The sequence below is a fragment of the Xanthomonas cissicola genome (assembly GCF_008801575.1).
In the GTDB taxonomy this organism is placed as follows: domain Bacteria; phylum Pseudomonadota; class Gammaproteobacteria; order Xanthomonadales; family Xanthomonadaceae; genus Xanthomonas; species Xanthomonas cissicola.
The window spans coordinates 40,096-53,235 of the sequence record NZ_VZPL01000015.1; the positions used below are offsets into that span (position 1 = coordinate 40,096).

14 protein-coding genes and 1 pseudogene are annotated in these 13,140 nt (G+C 66.1%); 6 read left to right on the plus strand and 9 right to left on the minus strand.

What is annotated here, in order from left to right; all coding sequences use genetic code 11:
- Nucleotides 1–39 precede the first annotated feature (39 nt).
- From ccmE to ccmA, 5 genes are all read right to left on the minus strand, one after another.
- Nucleotides 40–510: a cytochrome c maturation protein CcmE gene (ccmE, locus tag F7R02_RS08830; RefSeq protein ID WP_078589399.1), complete on the minus strand. Its 471-nt coding sequence runs from the start codon at nucleotides 508–510 to the stop codon at nucleotides 40–42.
- Nucleotides 507–677, minus strand: a complete 171-nt coding sequence (locus F7R02_RS08835; protein WP_033483498.1) for a heme exporter protein CcmD — start codon at nucleotides 675–677, stop codon at nucleotides 507–509. Before F7R02_RS08835 ends, ccmE begins: the two co-directional genes overlap by 4 nt.
- Nucleotides 674–1,426 (minus strand): heme ABC transporter permease CcmC, encoded by a 753-nt coding sequence (ccmC, locus tag F7R02_RS08840; RefSeq protein WP_078589397.1) that lies wholly within the window; start codon nucleotides 1,424–1,426, stop codon nucleotides 674–676. Before ccmC ends, F7R02_RS08835 begins: the two co-directional genes overlap by 4 nt.
- A gap of 94 nt (nucleotides 1,427–1,520) precedes the next feature.
- Entirely contained in the window at nucleotides 1,521–2,216 is a 696-nt protein-coding gene (gene ccmB, locus F7R02_RS08845; protein WP_078589395.1) for a heme exporter protein CcmB, read from the minus strand.
- Complete coding sequence (gene ccmA, locus F7R02_RS08850) at nucleotides 2,213–2,857, minus strand: heme ABC exporter ATP-binding protein CcmA (RefSeq protein WP_003487011.1); 645 nt, start codon at nucleotides 2,855–2,857, stop codon at nucleotides 2,213–2,215. The genes ccmB and ccmA overlap by 4 nt, the downstream gene beginning before the upstream one ends.
- Nucleotides 2,858–3,079: 222 nt before the next feature.
- Here ccmA and F7R02_RS08855 point away from each other — a divergent pair, with 222 nt between their 5' ends.
- Nucleotides 3,080–4,228, plus strand: coding sequence for a pyridoxal phosphate-dependent aminotransferase (locus F7R02_RS08855; RefSeq protein WP_078589393.1), 1,149 nt, complete (start codon nucleotides 3,080–3,082; stop codon nucleotides 4,226–4,228).
- A gap of 148 nt (nucleotides 4,229–4,376) precedes the next feature.
- Complete coding sequence (locus F7R02_RS08860; RefSeq protein WP_011051508.1) at nucleotides 4,377–5,180, plus strand: amidohydrolase; 804 nt, start codon at nucleotides 4,377–4,379, stop codon at nucleotides 5,178–5,180.
- A 75-nt stretch (nucleotides 5,181–5,255) separates the two neighbouring features.
- On the opposite strand, the gene F7R02_RS08865 is transcribed toward F7R02_RS08860, so the two are convergent.
- Complete coding sequence (locus tag F7R02_RS08865; RefSeq protein ID WP_005922525.1) at nucleotides 5,256–6,026, minus strand: glutaminyl-peptide cyclotransferase; 771 nt, start codon at nucleotides 6,024–6,026, stop codon at nucleotides 5,256–5,258.
- A gap of 163 nt (nucleotides 6,027–6,189) precedes the next feature.
- Between F7R02_RS08865 and F7R02_RS08870 the strand changes: the two genes are divergently transcribed.
- Nucleotides 6,190–6,627: a hypothetical protein gene (locus tag F7R02_RS08870; RefSeq protein WP_078589391.1), complete on the plus strand. Its 438-nt coding sequence runs from the start codon at nucleotides 6,190–6,192 to the stop codon at nucleotides 6,625–6,627.
- A gap of 334 nt (nucleotides 6,628–6,961) precedes the next feature.
- Here the strand turns inward: F7R02_RS08870 and F7R02_RS08875 are convergent, their stop codons facing one another.
- The 3 genes and pseudogenes from F7R02_RS08875 to F7R02_RS08885 form a co-directional block, all read right to left on the minus strand.
- A complete protein-coding gene (locus F7R02_RS08875; protein ID WP_078589389.1) occupies nucleotides 6,962–8,605 on the minus strand; it encodes a pseudouridine synthase in 1,644 nt (547 codons plus the stop codon).
- Nucleotides 8,598–9,817: pseudogene (gene scpB, locus F7R02_RS08880) on the minus strand (SMC-Scp complex subunit ScpB). The gene F7R02_RS08875 and the pseudogene scpB overlap by 8 nt, the downstream one beginning before the upstream one ends.
- A 13-nt stretch (nucleotides 9,818–9,830) precedes the next feature.
- Nucleotides 9,831–10,736 (minus strand): segregation and condensation protein A, encoded by a 906-nt coding sequence (locus F7R02_RS08885; RefSeq protein WP_005913161.1) that lies wholly within the window; start codon nucleotides 10,734–10,736, stop codon nucleotides 9,831–9,833.
- A 365-nt stretch (nucleotides 10,737–11,101) separates the two neighbouring features.
- Between F7R02_RS08885 and F7R02_RS08890 the strand changes: the two genes are divergently transcribed.
- The 3 genes from F7R02_RS08890 (at nucleotide 11,102) to F7R02_RS08900 (ending at nucleotide 13,080) form a co-directional block, all read left to right on the plus strand.
- Nucleotides 11,102–11,401 carry a YciI family protein gene (locus F7R02_RS08890; RefSeq protein WP_003487028.1) on the plus strand — a complete coding sequence of 100 codons (300 nt, stop codon included), beginning with the start codon at nucleotides 11,102–11,104 and terminating at the stop codon, nucleotides 11,399–11,401.
- Nucleotides 11,398–11,667, plus strand: a complete 270-nt coding sequence (locus F7R02_RS08895; protein ID WP_003487030.1) for a BolA family protein — start codon at nucleotides 11,398–11,400, stop codon at nucleotides 11,665–11,667. Before F7R02_RS08890 ends, F7R02_RS08895 begins: the two co-directional genes overlap by 4 nt.
- 390 nt (nucleotides 11,668–12,057) lie before the next feature.
- The gene (locus F7R02_RS08900; protein WP_078589387.1) at nucleotides 12,058–13,080 is read left to right on the plus strand and encodes a LacI family DNA-binding transcriptional regulator; all 1,023 of its coding nucleotides are present in this window, start codon (nucleotides 12,058–12,060) and stop codon (nucleotides 13,078–13,080) included.
- Nucleotides 13,081–13,140 lie beyond the last annotated feature (60 nt).

Below are 13,140 nucleotides of genomic sequence, written 5' to 3' on the forward strand. Positions count from 1 at the left end.
CACCTGCCGGCCGGCATGCCGATGTCCCGATGCACGGCATCACTGCCGCTCTCCAACTTGACCGGCCGCGGCTGGCACATCGTGCTTGCGGTGCGCGCTGCCCATCTTGTCGGCCACTTCCTTCGGCATATAGGTTTCGTCGTGCTTGGCCAGCACATCTTCGGCGACGAAGATGCCGTGCTGCATGCGGCCAGTGGCCACCACTGCCTGCCCCTCGCGAAACAGGTCCGGCAGGATGCGGTGGTAACTGACGGTCAATTGTGCATCGCCATCAGTCACGCGGAATTGCGCTTCCAAGGAGCCAGAGGCGCGTTTGAACGAGCCTTTTTCGACCATGCCGCCGAGCCGGAAGCGGGAATGCGCGCCGGCATCGCCGCGCAGCACTTCCGATGGCGTGTATAGATAGGCCACGTTGCGCTGCAAGGCCATCGCCACCAGCGTGGTGGCCAGCCCGCCGGCCAGTACCAACGCCAGCACCAGCCACAGGCGGCGACGACGTTGCAGGTTCACCGGATCAGCTCCGCATCGCTGGGCACCGCGCGCTTGCGCTCGCGCAGGCGGCGCGCCTGGGCGATCTTCAATGCGCGACGCACCTGCCACCGGCCGGCGATCAGGTCCCACAGCAGCACCAGCACGAACACCGCATAGGCGGCGATGACGTAAGGCAGGTAGCTCATGCCGCACTCTCCTGCGCATCGCCCACGATCCAGGCCTTGCCGGCCTCGCGGCGCAGGTTGTCGGCGCGCGCGCGCGTCAGCAGCGAGCCGGCAAACCAGAACTTGGTGCCGATCACCATCAACCACAGCGGCAGCAGCATGCTGGCATCGATCGTCGACGGGCCGAGCAGGCGGATGCTCTGGCCCTGATGCAGCGAATTCCACCACACCACCGAATAGCGGATCACCGGCAGCAGCGCCACTCCGACGATGGCCAGCAACGCCGCCGCGCGTGCAGCCTGACGGCGGTCGTCGATGGCGTGGTACAGGCCGATCACGCCCAGATACAGGAACAGCAGAATCAATTCGGTGGTCAGGCGCGGGTCCCAGTCCCACCAGGCGCCCCACATCGGTTTGCCCCAGATGCTGCCGGTCAGCAGGGTGATCACGGTAAATGCAGCGCCGATCGGCGCGCACGCCATCGCCAGAATCTCGCAGATCTTGATCCGCCAGATCAACGCGATGGCCGCATACAGCGCCATCAGCCCGAACACGAACAGGCTCATCCACGCGCTCGGCACATGGATGTAGAGGATACGGAAGCTGTCGCCTTGCTGGTAATCCGCCGGCACCGCGAACAAGGCCTGCCAGATGCCCACGCCCAGCAGCAACACGGCCAGCGCGTAGCACCACGGCGCCCAGCGCGCAGTAAAACGGTCGAAGATCGGGGGCGATGCGAGTTGGTGGAACCAGCGGACGACGACGTTCATGCGATGGCAGTAGCCTTTGGAATGGCATTGGCTCTCGAAACAGCAACAACGCGTTGTGCGGGGCATGCTATCGACAATGCAACGACTGCAGCGCTCAACTCAACGAAATACGGATCGCGGCCGCTGCAGCCAGCGGCGCAAGGACCACACCGATCACCAATCCGGCGCCCAACAACAACAACGCACCCACCGCATCCTGCCCTTGTCCGCTAGCCGCCACGCTGCCGGCACCGAACACCAGCACCGGCACGTACAGCGGCAGCGCCAGCAACGCGACGAGAATACCAGAGCGTTTCATCGTCACCGTCAGTGCCGCAACCACGGCGCCGAGCAGACTCAGGAGCGGCGTTCCCAGCGCCAACGATGCCAGCAGCACCGGCAGTTGGTCATGCGGCAGGTGCAGCAATTCGCCCAGCAGTGGCGTCACTGCAATCAGCGGCAACGCACTGGTCGCCCAATGCAGCAGCACGCGCACTGCGATCAACCAGGCTAATGGCACCGGTGCCAGCAGCCATTGTTCCATCGAGCCGTCTTCCACATCGCTGCGGAACAAGGCGTCCAGCGACAGCAGGCCAGCCAGCAACACCGACAGCCACAACACCGCCGGCGCGGCCTGCGCGAGCAGGTCCGGGCGGCCGCCCAGTCCCAACGCGAACAACACCACGATCAGTAGCGCGAACAGTGCCGACTGCAACGCATCGCGGCGGCGCCGCCACAGCAGCTGCAGGTCGCGGGCAAGCAGAGCGCGGGCCGCCTGCCAGAGCGACGGTTGCGGCGAATGCGTGCTCATGCCGCAACCTCCAGCGTGAGCATGCGCGTGCGCACCGGTGGCGCTGCATACGCACCATGCGTGGTGACCAGCGCCGCGCCACCGCCGCGCAAATGCGCGGAGATCATTCGGTTAACCAGGGTGATGCCATCCAGATCCAGGTTGGCGTACGGCTCATCCAGCAACCAGAGCGGCGCTGGCGACAGCCATAGCCGTGCCAGCGCCAGCCGCTTGCGCTGGCCTGCCGACAACTGCCGCACCAGCGCGTCTTCGTAACCGGCCAGGCCGACAATCGCCAGCGCGCTGCCGGGCATCTGCTTGGCGCGGCGGCCGTGCAGGCCGCACAGGAAGTGCAGGTTTTCCAGCGTGCTGAGGTCGGCCTTCAGGCCGGGCAGGTGGCCGAGGTAGGCCATGAAGCGGCTGCGGTCGCCGCGCTTGGCACTCTTGCCATCGATCTGGATCTGCCCGCGCTCCACATGCAGCAGGCCAGCCAGCACGCGCAGCAACGTGGTCTTGCCGGCGCCGTTGTCGCCTTGCACCAGCAGCGCCTCGCCGGCATCGACATGGAAATCCAGCGGGCCAAACACCGGCTCCTCGTTGCGGCTGAAGGCCAGGTCGTGCGCCGCCAGCAGCGGCGGTGCGGTGTGCAGCGGTTCGATCATCGGTGCAGCGGGCTCGGGTCGCAGGACGGCATGGGGAAGGGCCGGGGCAGGGCGCGCCGGACCGGGCGCGCATTGTAGCGACGATGGTGGCATGCCGGGGACGTCTGCGGCAGCGCTGCAGGCGCCGCGGTGTGTCAGGGAACGCTGTTTTGCAGCGTCCGGGCGCAACCTGCTGGCGGCTTTGCGTACACTCGCGGTCCGTTTCTTGTCCGGACAGGCACCATGCCCCTTACGACCAAGCTGCCCAAGGTGGGCACCACCATCTTCACCGTCATGTCGCAGCTGGCGGCCGAGCACGGCGCGGTCAATCTGGGCCAGGGCTTTCCCGATTTCGCGGTGCCGCAGCGGCTGGTCGACGAACTGAGCAAGGCGATGGCGGCCGGCCACAACCAGTATCCACCGATGACCGGCGTGGCCACATTACGCCAGGCCATCGCCGGCAAGGCGCAGCGCTGCTATGGCGCGCAGGTCGATGCCGACACCGAGATCACCGTCACCAGCGGTGCCACCGAGGCCATCTTCAACGCCATCCACGCGGTGGTGCGCGCCGGCGAAGAGGTCATCGTGCTGGACCCGGCCTACGACTGCTACGAGCCGGCGATCGATCTGGCCGGCGCGCGGGCGGTGCACGTAGCGCTGCACCCGCAGACTTTCGCGGTGGACTGGGATGCGCTGCGCGCCGCGATCACGCCCAAGACGCGCCTGTTGATGATCAACTCGCCGCACAACCCGTCCGGCGCGATGCTGTCGGCCGCGGACATGCAGACGCTGACCGAACTGCTGCGCGGCACCGAGATCTTTTTGCTGTCCGATGAGGTCTACGAACACATCGTGTTCGATGGCCGCCGGCACGAGTCGGTGCTGCGCTGGCCGGCACTGCGCGAGCGCGCATTCGTGATTTCCAGCTTCGGCAAAACCTACCACTGCACGGGCTGGAAGATCGGCTACGCCATCGCGCCGCCGGTGCTCACGGCCGAATTCCGCAAGGTGCACCAGTACAACACCTTCACCAGCTTCGGTCCGGCCCAGCACGCCTTCGCTGCGATGATCCGCGACGAACCCGAACACGACGAGCAACTGGGCGCGTTCTATCAAGCCAAGCGCGACCGGTTCCGCGAACAATTGCTGACCACGCGCTTGAAGCCGTTGCCTGTGCCCGGCGGCTACTTCCAGTTGGTGGATTACTCGGCCATCAGCGATCTGCCCGATACCGAATTCGTGAAGTGGCTAACGATCGAGAACGGCGTGGCCGCGATCCCGTTGTCGCCGTTCTACGAGAACGCGCCTGCAGGGCAGCGCCTGGCACGGCTGTGCTTTGCCAAGAACGATGCGACGCTGGATGCGGCGATCGAGCGCCTGCGTAGGCTCTGACGAGCCGGGAATCGGGAATCGGGATTCGGGAATCGTAAGAGCGGTCGGCCGCTTTTTGATCTGAATTCGCACTGGCTCGATGACATAACGCCCTCATTAAACCGCTGTTCGATTCCCTATTCCCGATTCTCCATTCCCGAGTCTCACCATGCACGACCTGCGCATCTCCCTGATCCAAGGCGACACCCGCTGGCATGACCCCGCCGGTAATCGCGACTATTACGCTGCGCTGCTGGAGCCGCTGGTCGGGCAGACCGATCTGGTGATCCTGCCGGAAACCTTCACCAGCGGGTTCTCCAACGACGCCATCGACAAGGCCGAAGGCATGGACGGGCCGACCGTGGCGTGGGCGCGCGCGCAGGCCGCACGTCTGGGTGCAGCGGTCGCCGGCAGCGTGCAGGTGCGCACTGATGCCGGTGTATTCAACCGGCTGCTATGGGCTACGCCCGACGGGGCACTGCAGTGTTACGACAAGCGTCACCTGTTCCGCTTCGGCAACGAGCATCTGCGCTACGCGGCCGGGCGCGAGCGTCTGACAGTGGAATGGAAGGGCTGGCGGATCAATCCGCAGGTCTGCTACGACCTGCGTTTCCCGGTGTTCTGCCGCAACCGCTTCGATGTGGAGCGCCCGGGGCAGCTGGATTTCGATCTACAAGTGTTCGTCGCCAACTGGCCGTCCGCCCGCGCCTATGCGTGGAAGACGTTGCTGCGCGCACGCGCAATCGAAAACCTGTGCTTTGTGGCGGCGGTCAACCGCATTGGCATCGATGGCAACCAACTGCATTACGCCGGCGACAGCGCGGTGATCGATTTCCTTGGCCAGCCACAGGTGGAAATCCGCGAACGCGAGCAGGTGGTCACCACCACCATCAGCGCCACCGCGCTGGCCGAGCACCGCGCCCGTTTTCCCGCGATGCTGGATGCGGATCGGTTCGAGATTGTGGATTGGTGATTCGAGATGGGTACAAGCGCTGCCGCACAGATGCCTGCCAGCCCGCTGCTGCCAATCCCAAATCCCAAATCCCGGCTACTGAGCCAGCTTGATCTCGTAGATCTTCGGCCAGCGCTTTCCGGTGACCAACAAGCGATCGTGCTCGGCGTCGTAGGCAATGCCGTTGAGGACATCGTTGGTGGGATCGGTCAAGGTGTCGGGGTCTGGCACCAGTGCCTTGAGGTCGATCCAGGCGATGACCTTGCCGCTGGCGGGGTCGATGCGTGCGATGCGGGTGGTTAGCCAGACGTTGGCCAGCAACTGGCCCTTGACCCATTCCAGCTCGTTGAGGTTGTCCAGCGGCCTGCCGCGGGCGGTGACCTTGATGGTGCCGATCTGTTTCAGGCTCTGCGGGTCCAGCCGGCGGATGTTGGCCGTTCCGTCGCTCATGTAGAGCTGGCGGTCGTCGCTGGTCAGCGCCCAGCCCTCGCCGGAATAGGTGAATTGGGTACGCGGTGCCAGCGTGGCCAGGTCGTAGACGAAGCCGCGCTGATTGCGCCAGGTCAGCTGGATCAGGCGGTCCTTCCAGGCCACGATGCCTTCGCCATAGAAAGGCGGCGGCGTGTTGACCTGCTGCAGGACGTTGCCGCTGTCCAGGTCGACCTTGCGCACGCTGGACTGGCCCAGCTCGCCGGTGCTCTCGTAGAGATGCCCGTCCAGATAGAACAGGCCTTCGGTGAAGGCAGCGGTGTCGTGCGGATAGGTCCTGACGACCGTGTAACCCTGGGTGGGAATTGCCTCGCCGCAATGGGCGAGGGTGGGCAGCAGCAGTGCGCTGACGAGCAGACTGTAGACGGTGCGTGGCATGCGGTAATCATCCCATGGCGCGGCTGCCGGCGGCAGCTCTGCTGCCATGTCGAGTCCAGCTAAGACCTCGCTGAACAAACGCATGCGCCGCACTGAAATCTTGTCGCGGCTGCCACATCGGCGCTGCTAGTCTCGCGCCACGTCCACCACTGGCACTGCTCACATGATCAAGTCACTTTCGCTCATCGCGCTGCTCGGCGCCGCCACGCTGGCTCCGCAGGCGCAGGCCGCCGGCAACATCGATTGCCAGCTGTCGTTCAACTTGTCCGGTTGGTCGGTGTTCTACAAGACCGCCAGCGGTACCGGCACCATCAAGTGCGATAACGGTGCGGTCATTCCGGTCAAAATCTCCAGCAAAGGCGGTGGCCTGACCGTCGGTGAGTCCAAGATCGTCGGCGGCCGCGGCACCTTCAGCGGTGCCTATAGCCTCAACGACCTGTTCGGCACCTATGCCGCTGCCGAAGCGCATGCCGGCGTCGTGAAGTCCAGCACCGCGCAGGTGGTCACCAAGGGCGATATCTCGCTCGCGCTGGCAGGTACGGGCGAGGGTGTGGACCTGGGTGTCAACGTCGGTAATTTCGTGATCGAGCGTCGCAAGTAAGAGTGGTGACAAACCGAGCGAGCAGGCCCGGGTGGGCGTGCACGGCACGTCCAGAACCGGCGAGCACAAGTGATTCGTGTCGATCTCCGGCACGAGCCGCGCCCACTCGACGGCTGCGCAGGCGTCCTGCCGGTCTACGTCGCAGCATCCGGGTTGCGCACAACCAATCGGTGCGGCCCTTGCATCGCGATGACGTGTAAGGGAGTGCCTTCGTTAAACGACTGCACGCGCGGATGCGCCGCAACTTCCCGGTCTTAAGTGGATGACCGATGCCGTCCGCCATAGAAAACGGCCCTTTGCAGGGCCGTTTTCTATTGTGCGGAGCAGTTGACGCTCAACGACCGCGATTGCCGCCGCCAGGAGGGCGACGATTACCGCCGCCCGGCGGACGGCCGCCCGGGCCACGCGGTGCGCCACCTGGGCCGCCGGCGCCACCACCTGGACCGCCGGGGCCGCGGTTGGCGGATGCCGGGCCGCGATTGCCACCCGGTCCCGGACGCCCACCGCTCGGGCGGCCAGCAGGGCGTGCCGCACCATACGGATTGAAACCCGGGTTGGCGTGATCGGAAGGGAAGCTCGGTGCGTTGCCCGGGTGCCCATACGGGTGCTTGCGCTGCCCCTGGCCTTGCGACTGCCCCTGTCCGCCGCCAGCGCCGCGCCCCGGACCACCCGAGCGGGCGCCAACTGGACCGCCGGTACCCGGACGCGCGCCGCCTGGTCCTTTCTTCGCATACGGGCGTGCCTGACCGGTGCCCGGGCCGCTCGGGCCGGCATTGCGGTGACCGCTTGGGCCGGTGCTCACGCCATCGGGCACATACCAGCTGCGGAACGCGGCCGGATTGCCGTCCGGCAACGCGCCGCGGTCGCCCTTGGCCGGGCCGCGCTGTTTGAACGGGCGCTGCTGCGATTGCCGAGCGGCCGCTTCGCCGCTGACCGTCAGGCCACCCTTGAAGCCGCCCGGCTTGCCGCGACCGCCGCGGCCGCGATCTTCGCGCAGATTGTCGAAACGGCGCAGCTCGCGGCCTTCATCGGCACCGGAAGTCTGGCCGTTGACGTAGGCATTGCTGCGGCCATCGCGCGAGACGTGTACGGTGGACTTGGCGGCGCGGCGCTGGCCGATCACCGGCTGCAGCGTCAGTGCCGACGGCGCGCCTTCTTCCAGTTTCAGTTCGGCGCGCAAGGCGTCGACCTTGTCCTGCGCCACTTCCACCGAGTGCCCACGCAGCAGTTCGCGCGGCAGCGAAATCTTGCCGTAGCGGCTGCGCTTGAGGCGGCTGACCTGGCAACCCTGCGATTCCCACAGACGGCGCACTTCGCGGTTGCGGCCTTCCTTGACGACCACACGAAACCAGTCGTGCGAATCGGTGCCGCCGATGCGTTCGATTTCGTCGAACTTGGCGCCGCCGTCTTCCAGCAGCACACCGCGCGACAGGCGCTCAATGATGGCATCGGAGACTTTTTCTTCGCCTTCCGGTGCGCGCACGCGCACCACATATTCGCGCTCGACCTCGTAGGAGGGGTGCATCATCGCGTTGGCCAGCTCGCCGTCGGTGGTGAGCAGCAGCAGGCCGGTGGTGTTGATGTCCAGGCGGCCAATGGCGATCCAGCGCGAGCCCTTCAGGACCGGCAGCGACTCGAACACGGTCGGGCGGCCTTCGGGATCTTCGCGCGTGGTCACTTCGCCTTCGGGCTTGTTGTAGATCAGCACGCGCGAGGGCTCGGTCAGCGCGCTGGCCACGAAGCTGCGGCCGTCCAACTCGATCTTGTCGCCGCTGCGCACCGACATGCCGGTCTGCGCAACGGCGCCATTGACCTTGATCAGGCCGTCGGCGATGCGCTGTTCCAGCGCGCGGCGCGAACCCAGGCCGGCCTGGGCCAGCACCTTGTGCAGGCGCTCTTCCAGCTTTGGCGCTTCGGGCGCGCTGTCGCGCTTGAGGGAAAGCTTGTTCAACGACAGCTTGCGGGGGGTGTCACTCATGTGTCTGGCTCCGGCCGCCGCGTTGCGGGTCGGCCTCTGGGTCGGAATCGGCTTCGTCAACAGCCACGGTCGTCGTCGCGACGGCGTTGTCTTCGTCTTCGTTCACTGCATCCGCGCGCGTTCCCGGCGCGGTGTCGGGGTCGCCCTCACGGGCGTCGTCTGGGTCCTGCGTGTTCTTCTCGTGCACCGAGCCATGCTCGGGGTGTTGCGGTGTCTGGTCGTTTACTGCGTCGGTCGCGTGCGTATCGATTGCTTGGTCGAGATCGGGTCTTGCTGGTCGAATCCGGCATCGCCGACCGATTCCTGCGCATGCTGGTCGGCATCGGCATCGGCATCGGCATCGGCATCGTTGTCGGTTTCACTTTCAGGATCGCGTTCGGCGCTGGTCTTGTGGTCGCTCGCTGCATCGGTGTTCCGGGACGGAGTCGCCGAGGCGTCGGCCTCGTCCGCATCCGTGGCATCTTGCCAACCGCCGGTGCCGCCGATGCTGTCGTCGGGCTCGGCGCCAGCGTCGGTTTCTGCTTCCGTGTCCGCATTACCAGCAGCGTCAGCCGCTGCATCCGAATCGCCGCCTTCAGCGCCACCGGCATCCGCCCGATCCTGCGCCGCGTCCATCGCTGCCGAGGCCGGCACTGCGCCATCCAATTGCCCGTCGCGGTCCAGCGGCAACTGCGGTTCCAGCTCGGCGATGTCCTTCAACTCAGACAATGGCGGCAGCTCGTCCAATCGCTTGAGCCCGAAGTAATCCAGAAAGCCCCTGGTGGTGCCGAACAGGGCCGGCTTGCCGGGCACGTCGCGGTGGCCCACCACGCGGATCCATTCGCGCTCTTCCAGCGCCTGGATGATGTTGCTGCTCACTGCCACGCCGCGCACCTGCTCGATCTCGCCGCGGGTGATCGGCTGGCGGTAGGCGATCAGTGCCAGGGTCTCCAGCGTGGCGCGGGTGTACTTGGTGCGGCGCTCGGTCCACAGCCGGGCAACCCAGCCATGCACGTCTGCCTTGACCTGGAAGCGGAAGCCGGAGGCCACCTCGACCAGTTCCACGCCACGGTCGGCACAGGCCTCGCGCAGCAGTTCCAGTGCGCGCTCCACGCTGCCGGGCGGCGCCGGCTCGTCTTCCGGAAACAGCCCCAGCAGCTGCGCCAGCGTCAGCGGCTGGCTGCTGGCCAGCAGGGCGGCTTCGATAATGCGGGTGATCAGCGCTTGATCCATTCGATGATCGGCTTCAGATAGGTTCGTTGGCGGCATCGCTGTCGTCGAATTCGCTGGAGAATTGCAACGGCGCATTGGTATTGCCCAACGCCAGCGACTTCACGTAGATCGGCGCCAGCGGCGCTTCCTGCACGATGTCCAGCAACTGCTCCTTGGCCAGTTCGAGCAGCGCCAGGAAGGTGACCAGTACGCCGAGCTTGCCTTCTTCGGCAGTGAACAGCGATTCGAAACGGTAGAACTTGCCATCGTCCAGGCGGCTCAGCACATCGCCCATGCGCTGGCGCACACTCAGCGCCTCGCGCTTGATCGCATGGCCGGTAAACAGCTCGGCGCGTTTGAGCACGTCGTACAGCGCCATCAGCATTTCTTTCAATTCCACCGGCGGCGGCAGCTTGACCGCTGCGCGCTCGGGCAAATGCGCCTGCACCGGCGCGCTGTCGCGGCCCATGCGGGGCAGGGTGTCCAGATCCTCGGCGGCCTGCTTGAAGCGTTCGTATTCCTGCAGACGGCGGACCAATTCGGCGCGCGGATCTTCTTCTTCGCCATCCTGGCTGGGAGGGCGCGGCAACAGCATGCGCGATTTGATCTCGGCCAGGATCGCCGCCATCACCAGATATTCGGCTGCCAGTTCGAAGCGCAGCTCCTGCATGACATTGATGTAGTCCACATATTGCCGGGTGATCTCGGCGACGGGGATGTCCAGGATGTCCAGATTCTGGCGGCGGATCAGGTACAGCAGCAGGTCCAGCGGGCCTTCGAAGGCATCCAGGATGACTTCCAGCGCATCCGGCGGGATATACAGATCCTGCGGGATCTGCAGGACCGGTTGCCCATGCACCACCGCCAGCGGCATTTCCTGCTGCTGTGGCGGCGCACTCGTGGCTGGCGGAGTCGCGGCGTGCGCGAGTTCGGAATTCATCAGGTCGACATCGGTCTTACGGTCGCCGGCGGAGGTCTGAGCCACGCCTGCAGGGCTTTGCCTTGAGTTATTGCGATCAATGTCATGCCTGTGCCGGCACGATCCCACAAATCTACATACGCCAATCCACATGCAAGCAGGCGCCGTGTGGCATGCGGCGACGGAACAGCGAGGAGGTCGTCTACGCGGGCCGGCGGTGGGCAGCGAATCGGTCGTCGGGAAGAGCGTTGAGCCTGGGCCGACGGGCCGCTGCGTCCGGTTGCGTGTGCAGTGGTGCCAAGGGTAATGCGTGCGCGGGGGCGGTGTCCAGCGCCGACGCGGCTAGAATCAGCGCGGTGATCTTCCAGTCTTAGGCGAGGTGGCGTGTGTGGTACGTAATCGAGGGGTATGACCGGCCGGACGCATTGGCGGCACGGCAGCAGGCGCGGCCGGCGCATCTGGCGCGTCTGCAGGAACTTGCGGCCGCCGGGCGATTGCTGGTGGCGGGCCCGTGCCCGGCCATCGACGCCGAAGATCCGGGTCCGGCCGGTTTCAGCGGCAGCGTCGTAATTGCCGAGTTCGACGCTCTGGACAAGGCGCGCGCCTGGGCAGATGCCGACCCCTATGTGGAAGCGGGTGTGTACACGCGCACCGAGGTCCGGCCGTTCCGCCGGGTATTGCCATGAGCCGGGTCGAACAGATCCGCGCAGCGTTGCAGGCGGCACTGGCGCCCACCGAGCTGGATGTCGTCGACGACAGTGCGCGGCATGCAGGCCACGCCGGTGCGCGCGACGGGCGCGGGCACTTCAATGTGCGCGTGGTCAGCGCCGCATTTGTCGGCAAGCCGCCACTGGCACGGCACCGTGCGGTGTATGCCGCGGTGGGCGAGATGATGCAGACCGATATTCATGCCTTGTCGATCGAGGCCCTCGCGCCGGGCGAGGTGGGCTGAACGTTGTAGAGCAGGGGATACGGTCGTACCCGAGTGCGCGCAGTGTCAGAGGCGCGGGCAACAACGGCAATCGCCTTCACGCCAGCTGAGGTCAGGGCGCGGCCGGCGAGGCCGTGGCAGTGCCGGCGATAGGTGCCGGTCGCGCCGGTCGTGCGACTCCTGGCGAGGCCGGATCGATTCGTTGTTAAGCGTGACCTGCATCGTGCTTGGCTTGTGGACGCATGGGAACATATTTGTTGCGTCGCAGCACATTGCTTCACGCGCTCCTCACCTGCAGCTAGTTGATCTGTAAGCGTTTTCACGTGTGTGAAGATGGGGGTTTACGCCTCTGTATGAAAACGCTTACAGTCCGCGCCAGTTTTGGGAAGTCGGTCGCGGAGGGCGACACGAATGGCCAAGGGTGCGGTCACCATCAAAGATGTCGCTCGGGAAGCGCAGGTCTCCGTCGCAACGGTGTCGCGTGCGCTCAACGGGCACGACAATGTTGCCGGGCCGGTGCGCCAGCAAGTGCTGGAAGTGGCCGAGCGGCTGCGCTACAGCCCGCATGCGGCCGCGCGTAGCCTGAGCAGCCGGCGCTCGCAGACGCTGGGCGTGGTGCTGCCGGACTTGTATGGCGAATTCTTCTCCGAATTGATTCGCGGCATCGACGGCGCTGCGCGTGTGGCGGGCCAGCACCTGCTGGTGTCCAGCTATCACGGCGACCCGGAAGCCCAGGGCAGGGCGCTGCGCTCGATGCGCGGACGCGTCGATGGTTTGCTGGTGCTCTCGCCCTACGCCGAGCAGCCGGGGTTCCTCACCGATAACCTGCCGCAGTCGCTGCCAACGGTGTTGATCAATGCGCACCTGCCCGGTGCCGACTATCCGGTGCTGAGCATCGACGACCACGCCGGTGCCATGGCCATGACCGAGCACCTGCTGCGTGCCGGGCACCGTCGCATCGCCTTCATCGGTGGCCCGGCGCTGAACTTCGACGCGCGCGAACGCCTGCTCGGCTTCCGCGATGCGCTTGCCGCGTTCGGTGCGCAGGCGCAGGGCGTGGAGTATCCGGGCGACTTCGACGAAGCCTCCGGCCACCGCGCCGGACTGGCGATGCTGGCGGCCGGCGCGTTGCCGGATGCGGTCTTCGCCGCCAACGACATGACTGCGCTGGGCTGCCTGTACGCGTTCGCCCAGGCCGATGTGTCGGTGCCGGGCGACGTGGCGCTGGCGGGTTTCGACGACATTCCGCTGGCCCGTTTTGTCCACCCCGCGCTGACCACCATGCGCGTGAGCATCGCCCGGCTGGGCGAGCAGGCCATGACCCGACTGATGCGCCTGGTCGAAACGCCCGACCGCGACGACGGCATCCGCCAATTGCTCACGCCCGAGCTGGTGATCCGCGCCTCCTGCGGTGCGGACGAACCGGCTCACTGACCTTTCCGGCCACGCGTCTCTGGGCCGCCGACCCTTTCGCGGGCGTTCTGTCCGCTCCCG

Bases quoted from the DNA above. Each gene is read 5' to 3' on its own strand.
- F7R02_RS08835 (WP_033483498.1), bottom strand. From the start codon at position 677: ATGAGCTACCTGCCTTACGTCATCGCCGCCTATGCGGTGTTCGTGCTG.
- ccmC (WP_078589397.1), bottom strand. From the start codon at position 1,426: ATGAACGTCGTCGTCCGCTGGTTCCACCAACTCGCATCGCCCCCGATC.
- ccmB (WP_078589395.1), bottom strand. From the start codon at position 2,216: ATGAGCACGCATTCGCCGCAACCGTCGCTCTGGCAGGCGGCCCGCGCT.
- ccmA (WP_003487011.1), bottom strand. From the start codon at position 2,857: ATGATCGAACCGCTGCACACCGCACCGCCGCTGCTGGCGGCGCACGAC.
- F7R02_RS08855 (WP_078589393.1), top strand. From the start codon at position 3,080: ATGCCCCTTACGACCAAGCTGCCCAAGGTGGGCACCACCATCTTCACC.
- F7R02_RS08860 (WP_011051508.1), top strand. From the start codon at position 4,377: ATGCACGACCTGCGCATCTCCCTGATCCAAGGCGACACCCGCTGGCAT.
- F7R02_RS08865 (WP_005922525.1), bottom strand. From the start codon at position 6,026: ATGCCACGCACCGTCTACAGTCTGCTCGTCAGCGCACTGCTGCTGCCC.
- F7R02_RS08870 (WP_078589391.1), top strand. From the start codon at position 6,190: ATGATCAAGTCACTTTCGCTCATCGCGCTGCTCGGCGCCGCCACGCTG.
- F7R02_RS08875 (WP_078589389.1), bottom strand. From the start codon at position 8,605: ATGAGTGACACCCCCCGCAAGCTGTCGTTGAACAAGCTTTCCCTCAAG.
- F7R02_RS08885 (WP_005913161.1), bottom strand. From the start codon at position 10,736: ATGAATTCCGAACTCGCGCACGCCGCGACTCCGCCAGCCACGAGTGCG.
- F7R02_RS08895 (WP_003487030.1), top strand. From the start codon at position 11,398: ATGAGCCGGGTCGAACAGATCCGCGCAGCGTTGCAGGCGGCACTGGCG.
- F7R02_RS08900 (WP_078589387.1), top strand. From the start codon at position 12,058: ATGGCCAAGGGTGCGGTCACCATCAAAGATGTCGCTCGGGAAGCGCAG.